The 18185-nt window shown below is 71.1% G+C and carries 33 protein-coding genes and 1 pseudogene; 4 read left to right on the top strand and 30 right to left on the bottom strand.

All coding sequences use genetic code 11. The features are described 5' to 3' along the window. Positions 1-136: 136 nt before the first annotated feature. The 28 genes from ACGFS9_RS03010 to ACGFS9_RS02875 form a co-directional block, all read right to left on the bottom strand. Positions 137-2227, bottom strand: a complete 2091-nt coding sequence (locus tag ACGFS9_RS03010) for a cell division protein FtsK (RefSeq protein ID WP_393250168.1) — start codon at positions 2225-2227, stop codon at positions 137-139. An 85-nt stretch (positions 2228-2312) separates the two neighbouring features. Further along, positions 2313-2498 (bottom strand): hypothetical protein, encoded by a 186-nt coding sequence (locus ACGFS9_RS03005; RefSeq protein WP_393250166.1) that lies wholly within the window; start codon positions 2496-2498, stop codon positions 2313-2315. 1 nt (position 2499) lies between these two features. Beyond that, positions 2500-2802 carry a hypothetical protein gene (locus tag ACGFS9_RS03000; protein ID WP_393250164.1) on the bottom strand — a complete coding sequence of 101 codons (303 nt, stop codon included), beginning with the start codon at positions 2800-2802 and terminating at the stop codon, positions 2500-2502. Next, positions 2799-2963, bottom strand: coding sequence for a hypothetical protein (locus ACGFS9_RS02995; protein ID WP_393250162.1), 165 nt, complete (start codon positions 2961-2963; stop codon positions 2799-2801). The genes ACGFS9_RS03000 and ACGFS9_RS02995 overlap by 4 nt, the downstream gene beginning before the upstream one ends. Beyond that, on the bottom strand, positions 2960-4081 hold the full coding sequence (locus ACGFS9_RS02990; protein ID WP_393250160.1) for a conjugal transfer protein: 1122 nt from the start codon (positions 4079-4081) through the stop codon (positions 2960-2962). The genes ACGFS9_RS02995 and ACGFS9_RS02990 overlap by 4 nt, the downstream gene beginning before the upstream one ends. Beyond that, positions 4078-4224 (bottom strand): hypothetical protein, encoded by a 147-nt coding sequence (locus ACGFS9_RS02985; protein ID WP_393250158.1) that lies wholly within the window; start codon positions 4222-4224, stop codon positions 4078-4080. The genes ACGFS9_RS02990 and ACGFS9_RS02985 overlap by 4 nt, the downstream gene beginning before the upstream one ends. Next, positions 4221-4688 carry a hypothetical protein gene (locus ACGFS9_RS02980; protein ID WP_393250156.1) on the bottom strand — a complete coding sequence of 156 codons (468 nt, stop codon included), beginning with the start codon at positions 4686-4688 and terminating at the stop codon, positions 4221-4223. Before ACGFS9_RS02980 ends, ACGFS9_RS02985 begins: the two co-directional genes overlap by 4 nt. 104 nt (positions 4689-4792) lie before the next feature. Further along, positions 4793-5029 (bottom strand): hypothetical protein, encoded by a 237-nt coding sequence (locus ACGFS9_RS02975; protein ID WP_393250154.1) that lies wholly within the window; start codon positions 5027-5029, stop codon positions 4793-4795. A 41-nt stretch (positions 5030-5070) separates the two neighbouring features. Next, entirely contained in the window at positions 5071-5694 is a 624-nt protein-coding gene (locus ACGFS9_RS02970; RefSeq protein WP_393250152.1) for a hypothetical protein, read from the bottom strand. Next, on the bottom strand, positions 5691-5972 hold the full coding sequence (locus ACGFS9_RS02965) for a DUF6011 domain-containing protein (RefSeq protein ID WP_393250150.1): 282 nt from the start codon (positions 5970-5972) through the stop codon (positions 5691-5693). Before ACGFS9_RS02965 ends, ACGFS9_RS02970 begins: the two co-directional genes overlap by 4 nt. Before the next feature lie 14 nt (positions 5973-5986). Then, positions 5987-6196 (bottom strand): hypothetical protein, encoded by a 210-nt coding sequence (locus tag ACGFS9_RS02960; protein WP_393250148.1) that lies wholly within the window; start codon positions 6194-6196, stop codon positions 5987-5989. Further along, entirely contained in the window at positions 6193-6504 is a 312-nt protein-coding gene (locus ACGFS9_RS02955) for a hypothetical protein (RefSeq protein WP_393250146.1), read from the bottom strand. The genes ACGFS9_RS02960 and ACGFS9_RS02955 overlap by 4 nt, the downstream gene beginning before the upstream one ends. Positions 6505-6612: 108 nt before the next feature. Next, on the bottom strand, positions 6613-6987 hold the full coding sequence (locus ACGFS9_RS02950) for a hypothetical protein (protein WP_393250144.1): 375 nt from the start codon (positions 6985-6987) through the stop codon (positions 6613-6615). 88 nt (positions 6988-7075) lie between these two features. Further along, positions 7076-7282 carry a hypothetical protein gene (locus ACGFS9_RS02945; protein WP_393250142.1) on the bottom strand — a complete coding sequence of 69 codons (207 nt, stop codon included), beginning with the start codon at positions 7280-7282 and terminating at the stop codon, positions 7076-7078. Next, entirely contained in the window at positions 7279-7692 is a 414-nt protein-coding gene (locus ACGFS9_RS02940) for a hypothetical protein (RefSeq protein WP_393250140.1), read from the bottom strand. Before ACGFS9_RS02940 ends, ACGFS9_RS02945 begins: the two co-directional genes overlap by 4 nt. An 84-nt stretch (positions 7693-7776) precedes the next feature. Next, on the bottom strand, positions 7777-8097 hold the full coding sequence (locus ACGFS9_RS02935) for a hypothetical protein (protein ID WP_393250138.1): 321 nt from the start codon (positions 8095-8097) through the stop codon (positions 7777-7779). After that, the gene (locus tag ACGFS9_RS02930; protein WP_393250136.1) at positions 8094-8984 is read right to left on the bottom strand and encodes a helix-turn-helix domain-containing protein; all 891 of its coding nucleotides are present in this window, start codon (positions 8982-8984) and stop codon (positions 8094-8096) included. Before ACGFS9_RS02930 ends, ACGFS9_RS02935 begins: the two co-directional genes overlap by 4 nt. Positions 8985-9004: 20 nt before the next feature. Continuing rightward, positions 9005-9493, bottom strand: coding sequence for a hypothetical protein (locus ACGFS9_RS02925; RefSeq protein ID WP_393250134.1), 489 nt, complete (start codon positions 9491-9493; stop codon positions 9005-9007). Further along, a complete protein-coding gene (locus ACGFS9_RS02920; protein WP_393250132.1) occupies positions 9490-9765 on the bottom strand; it encodes a hypothetical protein in 276 nt (91 codons plus the stop codon). Before ACGFS9_RS02920 ends, ACGFS9_RS02925 begins: the two co-directional genes overlap by 4 nt. After that, positions 9762-10133, bottom strand: coding sequence for a hypothetical protein (locus ACGFS9_RS02915; protein WP_393250130.1), 372 nt, complete (start codon positions 10131-10133; stop codon positions 9762-9764). Before ACGFS9_RS02915 ends, ACGFS9_RS02920 begins: the two co-directional genes overlap by 4 nt. After that, positions 10130-10717, bottom strand: a complete 588-nt coding sequence (locus ACGFS9_RS02910) for a hypothetical protein (RefSeq protein WP_393250128.1) — start codon at positions 10715-10717, stop codon at positions 10130-10132. Before ACGFS9_RS02910 ends, ACGFS9_RS02915 begins: the two co-directional genes overlap by 4 nt. After that, positions 10714-11403 carry an exonuclease domain-containing protein gene (locus ACGFS9_RS02905; protein WP_393250126.1) on the bottom strand — a complete coding sequence of 230 codons (690 nt, stop codon included), beginning with the start codon at positions 11401-11403 and terminating at the stop codon, positions 10714-10716. Before ACGFS9_RS02905 ends, ACGFS9_RS02910 begins: the two co-directional genes overlap by 4 nt. Before the next feature lie 114 nt (positions 11404-11517). Further along, a complete protein-coding gene (locus tag ACGFS9_RS02900) occupies positions 11518-11679 on the bottom strand; it encodes a hypothetical protein (RefSeq protein WP_393250124.1) in 162 nt (53 codons plus the stop codon). Continuing rightward, complete coding sequence (locus ACGFS9_RS02895; protein ID WP_393250122.1) at positions 11676-11876, bottom strand: hypothetical protein; 201 nt, start codon at positions 11874-11876, stop codon at positions 11676-11678. The genes ACGFS9_RS02900 and ACGFS9_RS02895 overlap by 4 nt, the downstream gene beginning before the upstream one ends. Before the next feature lie 5 nt (positions 11877-11881). Next, positions 11882-12358, bottom strand: a complete 477-nt coding sequence (locus ACGFS9_RS02890) for a hypothetical protein (protein WP_393250120.1) — start codon at positions 12356-12358, stop codon at positions 11882-11884. After that, positions 12355-12717 (bottom strand): hypothetical protein, encoded by a 363-nt coding sequence (locus ACGFS9_RS02885; protein WP_393250118.1) that lies wholly within the window; start codon positions 12715-12717, stop codon positions 12355-12357. The genes ACGFS9_RS02890 and ACGFS9_RS02885 overlap by 4 nt, the downstream gene beginning before the upstream one ends. Before the next feature lie 85 nt (positions 12718-12802). Next, entirely contained in the window at positions 12803-13063 is a 261-nt protein-coding gene (locus ACGFS9_RS02880; protein WP_393250116.1) for a hypothetical protein, read from the bottom strand. After that, positions 13060-13272 (bottom strand): helix-turn-helix domain-containing protein, encoded by a 213-nt coding sequence (locus ACGFS9_RS02875; protein WP_393250114.1) that lies wholly within the window; start codon positions 13270-13272, stop codon positions 13060-13062. Before ACGFS9_RS02875 ends, ACGFS9_RS02880 begins: the two co-directional genes overlap by 4 nt. A gap of 214 nt (positions 13273-13486) precedes the next feature. Here ACGFS9_RS02875 and ACGFS9_RS02870 point away from each other — a divergent pair, with 214 nt between their 5' ends. The 3 genes from ACGFS9_RS02870 to ACGFS9_RS02860 all read left to right on the top strand — a co-directional run bounded on the left by ACGFS9_RS02870 (position 13487) and on the right by ACGFS9_RS02860 (position 15847). Next, on the top strand, positions 13487-13993 hold the full coding sequence (locus ACGFS9_RS02870; protein WP_393250112.1) for a helix-turn-helix transcriptional regulator: 507 nt from the start codon (positions 13487-13489) through the stop codon (positions 13991-13993). A gap of 98 nt (positions 13994-14091) precedes the next feature. Continuing rightward, a complete protein-coding gene (locus tag ACGFS9_RS02865) occupies positions 14092-14505 on the top strand; it encodes a hypothetical protein (protein WP_393250110.1) in 414 nt (137 codons plus the stop codon). A 28-nt stretch (positions 14506-14533) separates the two neighbouring features. Continuing rightward, the gene (locus tag ACGFS9_RS02860) at positions 14534-15847 is read left to right on the top strand and encodes a hypothetical protein (protein ID WP_393250108.1); all 1314 of its coding nucleotides are present in this window, start codon (positions 14534-14536) and stop codon (positions 15845-15847) included. Positions 15848-16024: 177 nt separating this feature from the next. Here ACGFS9_RS02860 and ACGFS9_RS02855 read toward each other — a convergent pair whose 3' ends face one another. Next, positions 16025-16993 (bottom strand): tyrosine-type recombinase/integrase, encoded by a 969-nt coding sequence (locus ACGFS9_RS02855; RefSeq protein ID WP_393250106.1) that lies wholly within the window; start codon positions 16991-16993, stop codon positions 16025-16027. On the opposite strand from ACGFS9_RS02855, the pseudogene ACGFS9_RS02850 reads away from it, so the two are divergent. After that, positions 16980-17226 (top strand): annotated as a pseudogene (locus ACGFS9_RS02850) (hypothetical protein); the annotation flags it as partial. The gene ACGFS9_RS02855 and the pseudogene ACGFS9_RS02850 overlap by 14 nt on opposite strands. Positions 17227-17228: 2 nt before the next feature. Here ACGFS9_RS02850 and ACGFS9_RS02845 read toward each other — a convergent pair. Next, the gene (locus ACGFS9_RS02845; RefSeq protein WP_393250104.1) at positions 17229-17627 is read right to left on the bottom strand and encodes a hypothetical protein; all 399 of its coding nucleotides are present in this window, start codon (positions 17625-17627) and stop codon (positions 17229-17231) included. Positions 17628-18185 lie beyond the last annotated feature (558 nt).

The following is an 18185-nucleotide window of genomic DNA, read 5'->3' as shown; positions in this document are numbered from 1 at the left end:
CTATCCCCTCTACGTCGCTGGTCAGCGGCCACTACAGGGGGGTCTACGACGGTAGAGACCCCCCTCTAGATCCACTCGCCGGGTAGGGGTGGCTTAGAGGGGAGTCTCGTAGTGGGGGCGGTAGTGCCCTCCCCCTCTACCGGGCGTTGAGGAGTTCGGCTGGCATGGCGGCTTCGAGGTCCTCGCGGCGGTATCCGGCGAGGTTCTTGCCGCCGATGTTGACCTGCTTGGTGGTGCGCTTCACGCCGGCGGCTTCGAGGGCCTTGGCGAGGCGTTCTGCGTCCCAGTCGCCGTAGTCCTCGTCGAGGTTCTCCAGGCGGGCGAGGATGTCGACGGTGTGCATCTTGGGGCTGTGCCGCATGACGGCGAGGCAGTCGGACAGGACGGGGCTGATGGTGACGCCGGATGCCTCGGCGAGCGCGGCCGGGTCGCTGGCGGCGTCGCCGGTGAGTTGTCCGGCCTGCTCGCGCAGGGTCCGGCCCTTGGCGCACATCGAGTTGAACGCGGCGGTCTCCAGCATGTCGGCCTTCACGGTGACGAAGGAGGCCGGGCCGGTGACGAGGACGCCGACGCCCTTGTGCTCCTCGGACAGCACGGACGCGTCCGCGCCTTGGGCAGCCTTGCCCTTGCCGAGGACCATGTCGGAGCTGGTCTGGTCGGTGACCTGCGTCGAGTATCTGATGGTGATGATCTCGCGGAGCTTGGTCGGCACGGACTTCGCGTCGGGGCGCTGGGAGGCGTAGTTGGAGATGAACCCGGCGGCCGGGCCGCGGCGGGCGATGCGCGCCATGTCGTTGATGATCTCCTCGCGCTCCTGGTCGTCGACGGCGAGGAACGCTTCCTGCAGCTCGTCGACGGTGAACAGGATGAACGGCATGTTGTAGCGCTTGACGATCTCGGGGGTGAGCTTGCCTTCGGGGCAGATCGAGGTGGGCAGGCTGCGCAGGATGGAGAAGCGGCGCTCCATCTCGGCGAGCAGCTCCTTGAGCAGGGCTCGGAAGGCGGTGATCGCGTCTTCCTCGGCGCCGAGGACCAGGCGGTGGGCGACCTGCCGCATCTGGATCCAGTCCTGGCCGCCCTTGAAGTCGCAGACGTAGTGGCGCACGTAGGCGTCGAGGAGGCCGGCGGCCGTGAGGAGGCGCTGCGAGAACGTCTTGCCGCGCCGGGGCAGGCCGCCGAAGAACATCGACTGCCACACGATCGGCAAGGTGACGTGGTTGCCGCGGGCGTCCTTGCCGAACGGAATCGGCTCCCAGATCGAGAACGAGTCCAGCGCCTCCAGCGGCGAGGTGGTGGGCGGCGCGAGGTAGGGGTCGTCGTCGGCGACCCACATGGACACGCGGCCCGCGTTGCCGCCGTGAGCTGCGCGGACGCGGGACATGATGACCTGGATCTCGTCCACGCCGAGTTCAGCGGCGATGGCTGTCCGCTTGGTGAGGACGTCGGCCGCGGTCTTCCCGCCGCCCTTGGGCAGGTCGAAGATGACGGCCCATCCGTTGCCGTCGCGCAGCGGGCCCATAACGCAGTTGACCTTGGGCCCGTCGTCGTCGCCCTTGCCGGGCTTGAGCAGGCCGGTGGCGCGCAGGGCGTCGTTCAGCTGCTGGGAGTCCATGGCGATGCGCAGGGGCGGCGTGCCGTGGTCGAGGATCTGCGCCTCGTCGGACCAGCCGATCGCGGTGAGACCGCCGCACATCATGCAGCCGGCGGCGAGTTGGAGGCCCAGGGAGGCGTAGTTGAGGGCCACGGTCGCGGCGGAGGCGAGGGCGAGGGCCGTACCCCAGCGCCAGCGGCGGGCGACGGTGCGCTCCCGGTGAGCGAGGACGGCTTGTGCGGCGAGGACGGTGTCCTCGGGCTTGGCCTTGGCCTGGACGCGCAGTGCCTTGATGGCGCGGCTGTGGTCCTGGGCTGCGAGGACGGGCCACAGGCGGCGTCCTCCCCGGAAGGCGCCGCGGGCGGAGTAGCCGACGACCTTCACGGCGTACTTGGGGCTGCGGATGGCGTGGTAGCGGCCGTGCCACCAGGTGACCTTGGCGAACGCTGCGCTGTTGGCGCGGACGGACGCCCAGTTGCGTGCCCACGCGGGGAGGATCGGCGCGTCGGGGACGGTGAGCCAGTCGGCGAGGGGGTTGTCAGGACGGTCGACGGCCTCGGTGTCCGGGGCGTCTTGCCACGCGTCCTCGGCGTCCTGGGGTGCGTCCTGTAGCGGCTTGATCAGGATGTCGGTCATGCTGTGTTCTCCGGTCGCCGTGAGGTGGATCGGGGGCCCGGGACGGCCGTGCCCGGCTAGGTACATCGGCCGTCCCGGGGTGTGGCTACTTGCGGCGGGCAGCGTTCTTGGCGTCCTCGCGGGCCTGCGCCTTCTCGCGGATGCGGTCGACTTCCCGCTCGATGGCCTTGGTGGACTGGCCGCGGGCCTGTCGGCGGGTGGCCTTGAAGCCGAGGTAGACCACGCGGGCCATCTCTCGGGCGTTGTGCGGGTCCTTGTCGGTGAGCGCCATGTCAGCGGCCCTTCTGGAAGTCGCGCCACAGGCCGCGCAGGACCAGGGCGAGGATGGCGACGGACACGGCGCCGATGGCGACCGCGATGGCGAAGAGGCTGGCGACCAGGCCGCCGGCGATGCCGAGGCCGCCGATGGTCGCCCACTTGCGGGTGTCGAACGGGGCGCGGGCGGGCGGTGGCGGGGTGGCCGGCTGCTGCTGGATCTGTTGGGCGGCGAGGATGGCCGCGATGGTGCGGGCCAGCTCGGTGTTGTCGGCGGCGGCGACGGCCTCGCGGGCCGCCTGGTCCACGGGGTCGTTCACGCGGTCCACCTCTGCACGGTGCGGGCGATCCGCGGCCAGGCGGCGACGCCGAGCACGGAGGCCAGCACGACCGGGTGCAGGGCGACGGCGGCGAGCAGGGCGAGGAGCGCGGGGAACGCGGCGAGCAGGCCGAGGAGCGCTCCGAACGCGAGGCGCATCATGCGTATCCGCCTTCCATCGGGTCGGGCTTCTGGTCGGGTGCGGGCTTCTTCGCGGCCCGTGAGAGGGCGGTGCGGATGTAGGGCTCGGTGACGACCAGGCGCCGGTGCTCGGCGATGTGGTCGGCGATGGCCCGGGGTGATGCGCTCTCGCCGAGTGCGGATGCGGCCTCGGCGACGGCCCCGGCCATGTCGAGGGGTTCCAGCTCTTTGACCTGCGGCGCATCAGGCGTATCAGGGCGATGCGCCGCGTACTCGGGGGGCTGCTCGCCGAGAACCAGGGCGACCGCTACGGCATCGACGGTGACGCCGTAGCTGCCGAGGATGTGGGCGAGTTCCGCCGGCGGCGCATCAGGTCGCGCGTCCGCGGCGAGGCGGATCGCGTCCGCGGGGTCCATCTCGGCGAACCGGGCCCGCAGGACGTCCGTCGCGGACGTGGTGCGTACCGGCTCGGCGGGCGGGCCGAGGCTGGCGGCGGCGGGCGCCCGGTACATGGAGGCGAGGGCCGCATCAGCGCCTTCCTGGACGCGGGTCCGCTGGACGTCGACCAGGCCGGCGCCGAGTTCGGCGTCACCGACGCCGACGTGCTTTGCGAGGCGCCAGTAGCGGCGGACCGCCCACTTGCGGCGGCGGTCCCCGGGGTGTCCCTCGGCGACGGCCCGGTGGAAGGCGAGTTGCCGGGCCACGTCGGCGTTGCGGCGCATCGTCTCGGCGTCGATGCCGGTGCGGTAGACGACGATCGAGCGGGCGACGAACCCGAGGCCCTCGGCGGCCCCGGACATGGCCAGCGGGGTGACCGCGTACACGGCGGCCTCGCGCGGGCTTCCGGCGATGGAGACGCCGACAGAGCTGGCGGATACCGGGGCGGCCCACATGCCGGCGCGGACGATGCCGGGGGAGGCCATGCCGAGCATGGTCCGGCCGAGCATGACCAGGGCGAGGATCAGGGTGAGGCCCTCGCCGGCGGCGACGACACCGGCGGCGGTCGCCTGCCGGTGGAACTCGGCGACGGTGTTGCTGTAGGTGCCGGAGGCGCCGAAGACGCCGACGACGACCATGGCGACGGCCGCGACACCGAGGACGAGAACTTGGCCCCAGGTGAGTTCCCGACGCGCGGTCACCGGCCCTCACCTCGCGCCGTCTTCGGGTCCTGCTTGGGGAACGGGTTCTTGGCCAGGTGCTTGGTGAGGGCGCGGCCTTGGGCGGCGAGGCGGGGGTGGCGCAGCGTGGCGCATGCCTGGCAGGTGCGGGGGTTGTGCTTCATCGGGCACCGCCCGTCGATGCCTGGAAGACGCGGGTCGCGGCGCCGTGCGGGGCGTCGGGCAGGGCGTAGACGCGGCCTCCGTCGAGGGAGGCGAGGAGGATGCCGGCGTGGTACTCGCAGCCGTCCGCGCCGTGGTTCGCGGAGTCGAGGACGGTGACGGCGACCTCGCCCCGGCAGGGGGTGGGGTCGGTGGGGAAGCTGGCGGGGCAGCGGCGGCCGGAGGGTTCGGCGGCGAGCAGCTGGCCGGGCGTGGTGCGGCGGGGCGCGGCGGCGGCGTAGTCCTCGGCGCAGCGGCGGTGCAGTTCGGCGAGGCTGGCCGTCTTGGTGATGCTGCCGGTGACGCCGGCCGGGGTGGCGCGCAGGGTGAGCACGCGGCCGGGCAGGCGGCGGATGAGTCCGGCGGCGATGAGGCGCCGAGTCGTGGTGGTGGTGCCCGTGGTCGCGGGCATGGAAAGATCGGTCATGCCGACTCCTGCTGTGATCAGGATGTTCGGAAGAGGGTCGGGCGGCGCGCGCGCCCCCTCGGTGCTCCAACACCGTGGGAGAGCTGCTGTCCGGCCCTCGCTGTCTATTCGGTTGTGGCGCTGTTCTTGGACGTCTTGTTGGCGTCGCGTTTCAGCGCCTGGTCGACCGCCTGCCAGCTGCGGCCGAGGTCCCGGGCTACGGCAGCGACGTTCCCCAGTTCCGCTACGCCATCGCGTAGGGCCTGGGCTCGTCGTGCGGCGGACTCGGAGGTGAGGTCGCGCAGCTGCTCCAACAGCCGCTCTTCCTCGATGATCCGTTCCCGCCAGGGCTTCGGTTCCATCCCCACGACAGTATCCAACACCGGTATTGGACACAAGGGGATCAGGCTACTCCCTTCGGTTGAAAGTGCAGGAGCAGCAGGAGGCTCTGCTGCCCCTCGTACACGGTGCGGCAGGCCCGGCACGTCAGCCGTGACTCGCCGGCCTTGTGCGTGATGTCGGCCCCGCACACCGTGCCGTGGTCGTCGACCAGGGCGATGCACTGGCCGACGACCTTCCGCTGCGGGACCGGGTCACCGACGACTCTGCGCGCCTGCGCCTCCAGCGTCCGCACTTCTCGGGCCAGGTCGCCGGCCTCCGGGTAGTGCTCGGCGATCCAGTCCAGCTCCATGGCCAGCCAGCGGGCGTCAGCGGCCAGCCCGGATGCCGGCGGCGCGGAGTGGTGCGGCCAGCGGACGCGTTGGACACTGACGCGGTGGGCGTGGACGACGGCGGCCATGCGTCCGGTGCTCATCTCGTCGAGCACGTCCTCGTCCAGCGGGGACCGGGGGCCGGCGGCCCCCTTCGTGGAGACGATCTCGCCCCAGCCTGCGCGGCGCGGCACGAGGCACTCGACGAGTTCCGCGTAGAGGGTGGGCAGGTCGGCGAGGCGTGCGCCGAGCTTGGCCGCGTCCCGACCGCACAGGTACCGGTCGCCGGTGGGGACATCGCAGAGGCCGCAGTTCAAAGGTAGCTCCCGGTCAGGGGTACGTCATGGATCGTGTAGCCGCCGTCGGCGCCCTCGTCCTCCTCGTCGTCGTCCCAGAGTTCGAGGGCGACGGGGCCGGCGGTCGCGGGCGGCGGTACCGCTCGCGGGTGGGTCGGTGTGTACGGGAGGCGGCGGGGCCGGGGCGCCAGGAGGCCCGCCAGGCGCCTGCGGCACCGCGGGCCGAGGCGGAGCCTCTTGGACTCGTCATCGGACAGCAGGCGCCCGCACGCCATGCACGGGATGGCCTCGCTGGTCACCCCGTCCCCGCCCGTCACGCTGCCGCCCGTCGCTGCGTGCTCGCCCGGCGGGGCGCACCGATGGCGTCGGCCAGCGCGTTGTAGTGGGCGAGCTGTTCGGCGGACGTCCACCGAGTGGGCCGGTCGACGTCGCGGGTGACGGTCTGACCCCTGCGCGGCCGGGCGCCGCCGAAGGTTCCGCTGGGCACGGTCTCGGCGAGGTCTGCATCTACGAGGATCTTCACGCGAGGGTCACCATCGCTTCCTGGATTCGGCGGGGGTGGGCGTCGGCCAGGCACCGGCCGCTGTCGTGGCACGGCGTGCCCTGCAAGACGACGCATTCGGGGCAGGGGGCGACGGTGACTGCCCACAGGCTGATGCGCGACGGGTGCGGCTTGCGCAGCGTGCGGCCGTTGACGCGGACGATGCAGGACTGGTGTGCGCGGGCCCCGCAGGTCTCGTGCGGGCAGGGGACGGACCGGGCGGGGTGGGCGCGGGCGCGGAAGGCGTGGCGGATGCTGGCGGGCATCGGGGCGCCCTGATGCTTGGTCATCGCTCACGCCTCCCTGCCGAGGCGCAACAGGGCGTCGGTCTGGTTCATGGTGTGGCTCCTGGGTGGTGGTGGGGGGCCGCAGAGGGGTGCGGCCCCGACAACGGACGATCAGGCAGACGGGGCGGTGTCGACGGCGTCCCACTTCACGAGGTCCCAGCAGTCGTCACACGAACCGGGCGCGACCGGCGTCGTGTGCGGGCAGCAGAGCGCGCCGTCGGACCGCCGGTACGGAGCGGGAGGCGTGTACGTGTCGGCCGACTGGACCGGGTCCACGTGCGACAGGGCGATGCACGCGCCGTGTCCGTCGACCCAGACGACAGCGGTGTGTCCGCCGAGGACTTGGGCTTCGCTGCGCGTCCGGGTGGCCAGGCGTTCCCCCTCGCCCTCCTCGGGCCGGACACCCGGGTAGGCGGTGACGGGGGTGCCGATGGGGTAGCGGGCGTTCCACAGCTGGACGGCGGCGGCGGGTGTGGTGTCGGTCATGTGCTGCTGCTCCTCGGGTGGTGCGTAGGGTTCGGGGTGCGGGCCACCCGCCGGATAGCTGCCGGCGGGTGGCCCGTGTCGCGTCTGGTCACGAGGCGAGGCGGCAGGCCAGGCACAGGTCGCGGATGTGGCCGTCCCGACGGCGGACGACCCACCCGTCCCGGCGGCCGTCGGCCCGCACCTGCGGGGCCGTCATCGACGTGAAGGCGGCGCGGACCGCAGCGCTGTCGGGGCAGTCGGTGTCCTCGTCCGGGCCGTCGCAGGAGACCTCGGTGCCGAGCGGGCGGGCGGTCATCGCTGCGCCCCCTCGGCGGCCGGCAGTTCCCCGACGGGCTGGTGGCCGGTGAGGCCGAACGCCTCGCAGCCGGGGCAGTCGTCGACGTGCTCCGGGTCGTCACTGTCGTCGGTCACGACATGCGACACCTCATCGGCCGACTGCTCGCGGAGCATCGCGGCGATCGCGTCCACGGTCGGGACGTGAACGCCGATCTGCTGCCCACTCCAGGCGACCACCTCGTCGGCGGCCTGGGTCCTGGTCACGCACTCGGCACCGAGCGCGGCGGCCAGGTGCTCGGCGAGGTACTGCCGCATCTGCGCGTGCTGAAGACTCGCGTACTGGGCGGTGAGCTGGAACGCGCAGATCGAGTCGTAGATGGTGCTGGCGAGCTGCTGCTCGGTGGGCGGGGTGGGCTTCGGGTCGGTCATGGGTTTCTCCTTGTTGACGGTGCTGTCAGGTAGTGGGTGTGGCCGGCCGTGTGCGCGGGACGCGCTGTAACCGAGGCAGCGCAGTCAGGCGGTGGGGGCGCAGCCGTGCGCGATGAGGGCGAAGCCGAAGCGTTCGACGTTGCCGCCGAGGGAGATCTCGTTAGCGGCCGTCATGATGCTGCGGGTCCAGTCGGTCATTGAGGCGACGGCGGCGGCGGCGCCGGTCGCGTCGTCGGCGGACTTGAACAGGCCGATGGTGCGCCCTTCGTGGTGGGCGAGGATCCACCGGTACTCGGGCGAGGGGGCGTGTTCGGTGGGGAGTTCGTAGATGCGGAGGCCGGGGGCGGGCTCGGTGGCTTCGATGGTGATGGGGCCGGTCTTGGTGGGGAGTTCGATGGTGGTCATGCGGTGTGCCTTTCGGCCGTGGCGAGGTAGTCGGCGCAGCCGGAGCAGAGGCCGGCCATGCCGTAGGGCAGCGGGATGCGGCAGTCGGGTTCGGTGCAGCGGGCGAGCGGCTCGCGGGAGCGGACGGCGGCCACGGCGATGTCCCGGGGCGCGCCCGCTCTGCCTGCCTGACCCGTCGATGACTCGTCTTTCACGGCCTCGCCCGCGCGCTGCTGTGGCTGAGGTGAAAGGCCAGCCATGTCTTTGTCGGGGAGGGGGTCCCTACCGGAGGTAGGGAGGGACTGGTAGACCCCCGCTGCGGACGCTGTCCGGACCGCGTCGGTGGACGCTGTCCGGGGGCGTCCATGGACGCTGTCCGGGGTCCGATTTGGGCTGTCGGAACCCCCGCTGCGGACGCTGTCCGGACCGCGTCGGTGGACGCTGTCCGGGCCTGTATCCCCAGGGTTTTCCACAGCGTCCGTGGACGCTGTCCGGGCTCCCAGGGCCTTCGCGATGTCCTGCTCCTTCTTCTTCGCGTAGGCCTTCCGCTGGCGGGTGTCGGTCATGTGATGCATGTGGGGCGCCCAGTCGATGCCGCCCCCGAGCGGCAGGAGCAGCTGGTACATGGACGACGCGTTGGGGCGGCGCCGGCGGGTCAGGAGACCGACCCCCATCAGCACCTTCACGGCACGGGTGACGGTCTCCTGCGAGCAGCCGGACAGGGTGGCCAGGGTGTCCCGGCCGGGGAAGGCATTCGAGCCGTCTGCGTCCGCGTAGGTGGCGATCCACATGCCCACGGTCGCGACGCGCGCCACCTCGGGGATGCGTCGGCCCACGCGGAGGACCTCGGCCCGTAGGGCGTTGATCCAGGCGTTGCGGGCGCTCTGCACGCGGTCGTCAGTGCTCACCGATCTGTCTTTCCGTTCGGTCAGGCGTGGGTGGTGGACGCGGCGCGGCGTTCGCGGGCCTCATTGCGGAGGCGGCGCCGGTAGAGGGCGTCCTGGCACGGCGGGCACAGCGGGATGGCGTGCCGCGCGTGGAGGTCGACTCCGCGGGCAGTGCCGCAGTGGCCGGTCCACTGCGGGATTGCGGCCGGGTCGTCGATCGTGTCGTCGTCCCACGCGCCGTGCGGGGCCCAGCCCTTGGCGGCGGCCCGTTCGCGGGCGGCGCGTGCCTGGATGTGCACGACTCCGCACAGGCCGGGGCTGGCCATGCTGTAGCGGGCGTACACGGCGGCGATCGAGCGGGCGACGGTGACGGGGACGGTGTCCGCCGTCATCAGCCGGGTCAGGGCCGTCGCGGATTGTCCGGTCTCGCGGGCCAGCCGGGCCAGGGGCCAGCCGGCCACGGCGAGGGCCTGAAGGCGGCGGATGCTTCCCGCGCTGTGCGTGACAGGGATCGTCGGCTGCTCGGTCATGATGCACCGCCCTTCTCCTGCTCGTCGCGGACGGCGTGCTGCTGGGTGCGGCCGGCATCCGGGAGGGACCAGAGGCGCTCGCACTCGGCCTGGAGGGCGAAGGCGCTGCCGGGCTCGGTCTCGCGGGCGGGCGGGTTGCTGCGGAGGATCGCGTTCGCGATGATGCGGTCCCGCTCCAGGGGCTGGCGCAGGGCGCGGCGCACCAGGAGGGCGCAGAGCGTGATGCCGACGACGAGTACGGCGGCGAGGACGGTCAGGCTGTCGGTGGTCACGCTGCAGCCCCCTTGCGGTAGGCGGCGGTGCCCGTCCAGGTGCGGCAGATCGAGGAGTGCACAGTGGCCCGCTTCGACTTCGCGTAGCCGCTGGCCTCGATCACCCCGGCCGCCGCGGCCCGCAGGAAGGCGGGCCCCCACCGGTTCGGGCTGTCGGGCTCGTCGACCAGGCCCTCGGCGATGAGGTCGGCGGCCTGGAACTCGACGCCCCGGCGGGCCATCAGTTCGATGGCGGCTGAACAGGCGTCGGCCCACTCGATGGGCGTGTGCGCCTCGGCGAGGGCCATGCCGTCCGCCTTCGCGGCCTCCCCGGCCTCCGCGTTGACGGTCCCCTCGACGGGCTCGGAGAACTGGAGCTGCTCGGTCACTGGTTCATCTCCCTTCCGCAGGTGCAGAGGACGCGGCCCTCGCGCACCGTGAGCTGGCGCCAGCGGTGGAACGGGCAGGGCTGGACGAGGGCCCGGCCGGTCGGGTGCTGGACGATGGCGTATCGGGGGTTGTAGGGCCCGCCCATGGCGCGCAGCGGCTGCATGTCACCGCAGGCGAGGCAGCGGCCTACGCGACCGCCGGGCAGCGCCTCGTATGCGTCGCTGCGGGACGCGGGGCAGGTCGCCGGCGGGGCAGCGTTGCGCGGGGAGAAGAGGAGGAGTCGGCCGGTCGGGCTGTCGTCCTGCCCGGCACCGGCGGCTCGGCCCTCGCACGTCCCGCACACGGGCTCCCCGGCGGGCGGCTCCTCGGCGCCGAGGTAGGCGCCAGCCCGCTCGCTTCCGCCGACGCCGTACCCGCACCAGCAGCTGAAGAGGACGCGGCCCTCGGGAAAGCGGGTGCCGGAACGGGGGCGGTGCCAGCGGCTCATGCCGCGCGTGCGGACGAACCGCGGCCCCTCGGCGAGGGCTTCGACGTCCAGGCTGACGGCGCTGTACGTGGTGGGCGGTAGGAGATCGACGCTCACGACTGCCCCCCGATCCGGCGCGACAGGGCGGCGCCGGCCATCGCCGACAGCTGCTCGTCCGAGGCGGCGAAGAACGCGTCCGGGACGGTGACCGCGTCGTACAGGTCGCGGGCCCAGCGGGCGTCACCGAGAGCGGTGTGCGCGACATCAGCCGCGGGCGGCTCGACCTCAAGGTGCCGGGAGACGGCGTGCGTCTTCCACGGCCAGCCGATCGCGCGGCCGACCTTGCCGTACCAGGTGGCGTCGCAGTCGCGGACGGTCCACTCGCTGGCCCGCCCGTACAGGGAGCCGGCCGCGAGGGTGACGACGTCCACCGGCCGGTAGTGCCACGGCCGGGAGCGATCGAAGTAGCGGCCGAGCAGCGTGGCCAGCATCTCGGCGTCAAAGCCTGGGTTCGAGCCGATGAGGACGGCGCCGTCGAGTAGCGACGAGATGCGCGTGGCCGCGGTGTGCGGGTCGTCCCACGTCCAGTCAGTGGCGGCGGTCCTCTGGTGGTAACGGTTGACGCGCAGCGCCTCGGGTGTCGCGGCCGTCAGGTCTGGTGCGATCCGGAAGACGTGCTCTTCGTCCTGGCCGTCCTGGCGCAGGATGACCGCGACCTCCCACGGGTCGTGCAGGAGAGGGTCCAGGCCGGTGGTCTCTGTGTCGACGAACGCAAGGAGCGTCGGCGGCTTCGTGGTGCGCATGGTGCTCCCTTTCGGGGTGTGGAGTGCCGGGCCCCGCCCGCCGGGGGGAAGACGCGGGCGGGGCCCGGCCGGCCGTGGCCCTCAATGGCGAGGAACACGACCGCGGCAGGGTGGTCAGGCGTCGGTGAGGCCGAGGGCGGCGAGCAGCTGCTCGCGGTCCTCGTCGTCCCGGGCGCTGCGGGTGATGAGTCGGACGGCGGCGGCCCGCTCGTCGGGGCTGGTCTTGCGGGCGGCTGTGAGCTGGGTATCGGAGCCCCGCTCGCGGCTGCTGCTCACCGGGCACTCACCTTGCGGATGTGACGGCCGCGCGGTGCCGGGTCGCTGGGCGGCGGTGCGTGCCCGTGCCGGGCCCAGTGCGGGATGTGCTGCTGCCGCAGGAGGTTGGCGGCCCGGCCGAGCAGGGTCGGGGCGTCAACGAAGACGAACATCAGCCATGCCGCCCACACGGACGACAGCCAGAGGAGCCACCCCATGCCGCTCATGAGGTTCTGCCGCCGAGGAGCTGGGCGCGCCGGACCAGCTCCTCGGCGTACTCACACGGGCAGTCCATCCAGACCTCGTCCGAGTCGCCATGCTCGGGGCACGGGGCCATCAGGTCCTCGGCTGCCTGCCGGAGTACGGCGCCGTCGCGCTGCGCCAGCACTCTGGTGGCGTCGTCGGGCTTCGCGTCGGGTGCCGCTGGCGTGGCCTGCGCGAGCAGGTGGAGAGCGCCGAGTGCGGCGCTGCCCGGGTCCTCCAGGTCGAAGCAGAGGGCGCCGAGCGCGGCCCGCGCCTCAACCGCTGCTGCCTCCAGCTGGGCGTTGCGTTCCCGCAGTGCCGCCAGATCGCTCACCGTCTCGGGCGTGAGGAGCAGCTGTGCGGACTCCAGCGCGAGGGCGATGCCGGCGGCCGTGCGGTCCTGCGTGAGCGCGGCGTTGATGACGCCCGCCGCGGAGTTGACCAGCTTTGCGTTCACGCCGGCACCTCTGTGATCTCGGTGCCGCGGGGAGCGGACAGCTGGTCTTCGGTGAGGAGGATGCCGTGGGCGGCGACGGTGACGCGGATGCCGTCGATCACCGTGCTGGCCTCGACCCAAGAGCCCCTGCCGCGGGGGTGCAGGCTGACGCGGGCGGGAGCGATGCCGAGGGCGGCGCGCCACTGCTCGAACTCGCTCGGCGTGTTCAGCTGGAGGTCGAGCATCGCGGGCCCGCCCCGGTACGGGCGGTTGACCGTGATGTAACCGGCGGGCAACTCCGGCTTCTGGGCGGCCCAGTCGAGGAGCAGTTGCAGCGAGGAGAGCTGGGCGGAGATCGGCCAGCTATTGTCAGTGGTCACGGTGACCTGCTTTCTCTGTGGTGGGGCGCCGGTCGGGGCTCGCCGGGCCGGGAAGTCGGGCGGGCCTTCGGCGCGTCATGGGGTGTCAGGCAGTCGCGCGGTCGAACGGGGACTGCGCCCCCAGCTCGTTGTTCCGGCGCAGGTCCTCGGCGGTGAAGGTGATGCGCCCGCCGTCTCGGTGACAGAACAGCTCGCGGCGGTAGCACTTCTCGCGGACGATGCGGGCGCTCCGGTACGGCAGCAGCTGACGGTCCACCACTTCCTGTGGGGTCCAGCGGCGGAATTCGGCCTCGTCCTGCGTGGGGCGGGCGGGGTGAGTGCGCGTCTTCGTGGCCTTCGCGGTCACGGCTTCGTCTCCTCGTCGAGGATCAGGCCCTCGGGTACTTCGAGGGCGTCGGCTACCCGACGGACCTGCTCAGAGCCGACGTCCCGGACCTGCTCACGTTCCAGGCGGGACAGGTATCCGCGGTTCAAGCCGGACTTGGCCTCAAGCTCACGAAGGCTCAGTTTCCGGCCCTCGCGGATGCCTCTGATCATGCGTCCGTTGGGCTTCACGACTACATTCTGAGCACAGGGTGCCTACGTATGCAAGCAGGCTGCCTACATTTACGCCTCAGAAGTTGAGCCGGGGGCGTATGCCCATCGGGTAGGCGGGGCGCAATGTGCAACCACGGAGCGCACGAGGGGCGCAAAGTGCTGAATAATGCCCAGGTCAACAAGCTCAAAGTGAGCTATCTGCCTGCAACCGCATGTGCCAAGATGTGGATTTATGGATGAGGACACCAAGCGACTGGGCGAAGCGCTCCAGGCTGCGCGCGAGGGGCGCCGGCCGAAGCTGACCCAGCCCGAGGCGGCCGAGCAGCTGGGCGTCAGCCGGACCACAGTCCAGAACATCGAGGCCGGGAGATTCTCCAAGGTCAACCGCACCATCCGGGACTACGCCAAGCTGCTCGGCTGGGCCGAGGGTGCCGTCGACCGCGTCGCCCGGGGAGGTCCCGTCGTGGCCTCCGTCGAGCCGGATGAGCGGGACGCTGCGGACGTCGACACGCTGCCGATTCCGCCGGCGGTGGAGTACGAACTGCGCTCGGCCGAGACGCTCGACGCGGCGGTCATCACCCTCGGCCCTGAGGAAGACGACGGGCACGTGATCGTCATCCTCCAGGGCAAGAAGGGCGCTACGCCGGAAGAGGTCGCGCGCATCGCCGAGAGGTACCGGAAGGCCCGCCGCTACCTGCAAGGCCTGTCCAGTGAGCCTGATGAGGTTGCAGACTCCTGATTGGTTCGTTCGAGGTACGTGCATTACTCCGAACGGTGTGGTTGCATACACGGACCGTCACGGGAGGGGCCACCGCACGGGCGGAACGGGGCAGATCCATGCTCACGATTGAGGTGAAGCGACACCCCCAGGGCGAGCGCTATTTCGAACCCTGGATCCAGGACTACGAAGACGGCACAGGCTGTCTGTTCCATTTCCACTGGGACGACATCAGCGACGAAGGCGTGCCGGTGTTCGCGGAGCTGTTCACGCAGCAGGCGCGGCGCTGGCACCCTCGCGCCGACGGGCTGCCGCTTGGCCCGCGCATCCCCATCACCATGGAACGCCGCACCGTGATGGACGAGGATGTAGACGTGGCCGTCGACGACCACGCCGAATACATCGCCTACACCGTGCGCGCGGATCTGATCAGCCAGCGGGCTGCCGATCACCTGACGCGCCACCAGTCCGAGCGGTCGCCGTACTGGGAGCGCACGCCCGGCTCCTACAGCATCAGCCGCCGCAGCGTGTAGCAGCACACCGCAGAATCAGGGGGGCCTGATGGCTCACGCGGGCAAGGTCTTCAAGGTCAAGAACGGCCAGAAGACAAAGCAGTTCACATGGCGGGTCAAGTACCGGGCGCCGGAAGGCCACGTCCCGGAGTGGCTGTCCGAGTCGGGCTTCCCCACCAAGAAGCTGGCCGAGGACTGGGGGAACGAACAGGAGCGGCTGATCCGGGAGGGGACCTGGATCGATCCACAGAAGGCCGGGGCGACGTTCGGGGAGTTCGCGCGCACCTTCATGGCGTCGAGGAAGAAGCGCGGCCGGACGGTGGGAACGCGGTGGGACAAGCTGGAGGGTCACGTCCTGCCGCGCTGGGACGGCGTCCCCATGCGGAAGATCTCCTGGTTCGACGTGGACACGTGGCAGCAGACGATCGACCTCGCGGACGTGAGCCGCGGGCACTGCGTCAGCCTGATGTCGACCGTGATGACGGCGGCCGTGGACGCCGGGTACCTGACGGTCAATCCGCTGTTCGGCCGGCGGCGCACGAAGGAGACCTCCGGCGACGCGGCCCGGCCGAAGCCGCCGAAGATTGCGCGCGACGGCGGGCCCCGACCGGAGGACGCCTTGCTCCTGGCCGAGCGTCTCGGCCCGGCCGTCGGCGTGCACGTGCTGACGACGGCGTTCACCGGGCTCCGGTGGGGCGAGGGTCTCGGCCTACACCGCGACAACGTCCTGCTCCCCCGGCGCCAGCCGTGGGGCGCGGGCGTCTTCGAGTGCCCCATCCTTCGCATCTCCGAGGAGTACGCCGAGTACCAGGAGCGCGACGAGCACGGGACGAAGAAGGGGTACGTCGTCCAGCTGGAGCCGACGAAGAACGACGGGAGCACCCGGGACGTCGACGTGCCGCCGTTCCTTGAGCAGCTGCTCCGCCGGCACCTCGCCGACTGGCAGCACCCGCGCGTCTTCTGCACTCCGTCCGGGAAGCCGTGGCGCCGGGGCAACTGGGCGCGCACGTTCCGTCCCGCGTGCGACGGACGTGAGGAACGGGAGAAGCGGCAGGGGGTGGCGTACCGCGCCGGGTGGGAGCCGATCCTGCCGGGCCTCGACATGCGGGCGCTGCGCGCACTCCACGACACCATGCAGTCCGAGATCGGGGTGAAGGAGCCGCTCGCCTTCGAGGCGGCCGGCCACCGGCGGCCGGGGATCAAGCGGCACTACCAGAAGCCCACCCCCGCGATGCGGGCCGAGCGCCTCGCCGGTCTGGAGGATGCGTTCTGGCGAGCGATGGGTAACCTGAAGATGAGCGCGCTGTGGGGCCGGGAACTCTCCCGACCGCCCAAGGGAGTTGATCTCCTAAAGATCGCCTAAACGATCTAGGCCAGCGCAACCGCACCACGACTCACCAGCCCGAATCCCGGCGCAGAGAATCATTCTCCTAAAGCGGGTGTCGCAGGTTCGAATCCTGCCGGGGGCACCAGGGAAAGGACCCCGGACCGATCATGGTCCGGGGCCTTTGACATCCACTTCTGACATCAACGCGGGCGGTCACTGGCGACCGGGACGCCTCCGCAGTAGCCGGTCCATGTGGCTCATGGCCTCGCGCTGCGTGTCCTGAACGACGTGCGTGTAGACGTCCATGGTGATGCTGATCTGCGAGTGGCCCAGGATCTCCATCACGACGCGAGGAGCGACCCCGGCCGCCGTGAGAAGCGTCGCCGTGCCGTGCCGGGCGTCGTGCAGCCGGATCACGCGAAGGCCGGCGGACTCGGCGACCCGGGTGAAGGAGCGGTAGACGTTCCTCGGCTCGACCGGCCGCCCCGTGCGGGTGGTGAACACGTACGCCGACTCCTGCCACCCCTCCCCCGCCTTGGCGCGAGCAGCCGCTTGCCGCAGACGGTGCCAGCGCAGGGGCGCGATGCAGAGCGCGGGCAGCGGAACCGCGCGGCGACGGCGGCTCTTGGGGTCGTCGTCGTAGAGGACGCCGCGGCGCCGCTGCGTCTGCTGGCGGACGTACAGGACCCGGTTCTCAAGGTCGAGGTCGGACCAGCGGAGGCCGATGATCTCACCACGGCGGAGGCCCATGGCGATGGCGAGCACGAAGGCCGCGTAGAGCGGGTCCTTGCGGGAGGCGGCCAGGAAGTCGAGCGTCTCGTCGAGGGTCCAAGGCTTCAGCTCACGGCTGTCGGTGCGCGGAGGCTCAACGAGCTTGGCTACGTTGCGCGTGATCAGTTCCTCGCGGCACGCGGAGGACAGCGCCGACCGCAGAACCCGGTGCGCTTCCTTGGCCGTTGCCGCAGTGGTCTGCTGCTCCAGGCGGACGAGGAAGCGACGGACGTCGGCCACGCCCAGGACGTCGAGCTGCTTACCGCCGAGCAGCGGCACGAGGTAGAGCCGCACGTGCGTTTCGTACTTGTCGTAGGTGCTGAGCTTGCGCCGGGGCTTGATGACGTTGTCCAGCCAGTACGGCAGCCACTCGGAGGGGTCTGCCGCACGATCTCCCCCGGCACTGGACACGGACGCGTCCTGCGAGGCATGGGGGGTGGCTGCAAGACGGTCGAATCGAGACGCGACGAGCCCTGTTGCAGGCCGAGCCGTGCACGGTGTCAGTGACCCACGCCGGTACTCGAATCACATGGACGGCCCGACCGGTGCTCTTCCTGTCGCTGGCCTATCGCCAGGCTGCTGAGCTTCCGCCGTGTGCATACGACTTCAAGCCCCTGTTGAGGGCAGATGAGTCCGCTACATGACGTCAACAAGGCACTCGCCCAACGGTGAAGCCCTCACCGTCCTGGAACTCGATCAACGCCCCACTATCCACGAGGTAGATCCAGCACTCAAAGCAACAAGCCACAACCGCGTCACCATGCGCCGCTACCAGGCCGGCCTCCAGGGCGATTGAGGGCACCGCGAGGTTGCCCCAGAACACAATTGCCAGATCATCCGGGCCGGCCAGTCCACCAAGCAGCTTCCGCAGCTCCCCACCGTCGAAGGCTGGGGAGTACTGAAGCACTTCAGCACCACGCCAGTCCAGCCGAGCTGAACCCACAGAGTCGAAGCGGCTCAGACTCAGAGCAGCGAAGGCCCGGTCCTCGTCGTAGGACAGAACCATGGCGGCATCGCCGAGAACACACAGAAGCTCCGCGATCACTTCAGGCTGTGTCCCGTAGCTGACCTCGGCGCCCAACACACCCCCTGCACTCACAGTCTCGCGATCACACCCACTAACGGTCGCATGGCACCTTGCAGCAACCGGCGGTGTCAAGCATCAGGTGAAGCCACAACGTCAAGCATCACCCGGGATCGGACACATACCCACGCCACTGCCTGAGTTACAACTTTCTCTACCGGTTCAAGCCCCGGCTGCGCTCCGCTCCGCCGGGCGGGCTTCCCGGCTCTGGCTGCGCCCGCGCTCCTGCCTTCGGCCCGCTCGGCGCTGCCGCCCCCGACGCGCGCCCACAACTGGATAGGCCCGGAGGGGCATGAGACGAGAACCGAGCCCGCGGCTTCAAGACGATGCCTCCGGCGGGGGCGCTCAGACTCCGGGATGGCAGGGGCGCCGTTCGCGAATGCCGGCCGGAGCGTGGCGAGCGTCGTGGGGCTCCCATCCCGACCACCTTCGACCCAGGCAGAGCCGAGCAGTCGTGGGGGGGGGGGGGGGGAGGCATCGCGGTCGGTATGGGAGCTGCAACCATCGGGCCAGAAACCG

Origin of the sequence: Streptomyces sp. NPDC048566 (genome assembly GCF_043199735.1) — a bacterium.
Classification (GTDB): domain Bacteria; phylum Actinomycetota; class Actinomycetes; order Streptomycetales; family Streptomycetaceae; genus Streptomyces.
The sequence above is the reverse complement of the archived record's forward strand: the minus strand, read 5'-3'. Positions and strand labels throughout refer to the sequence as shown.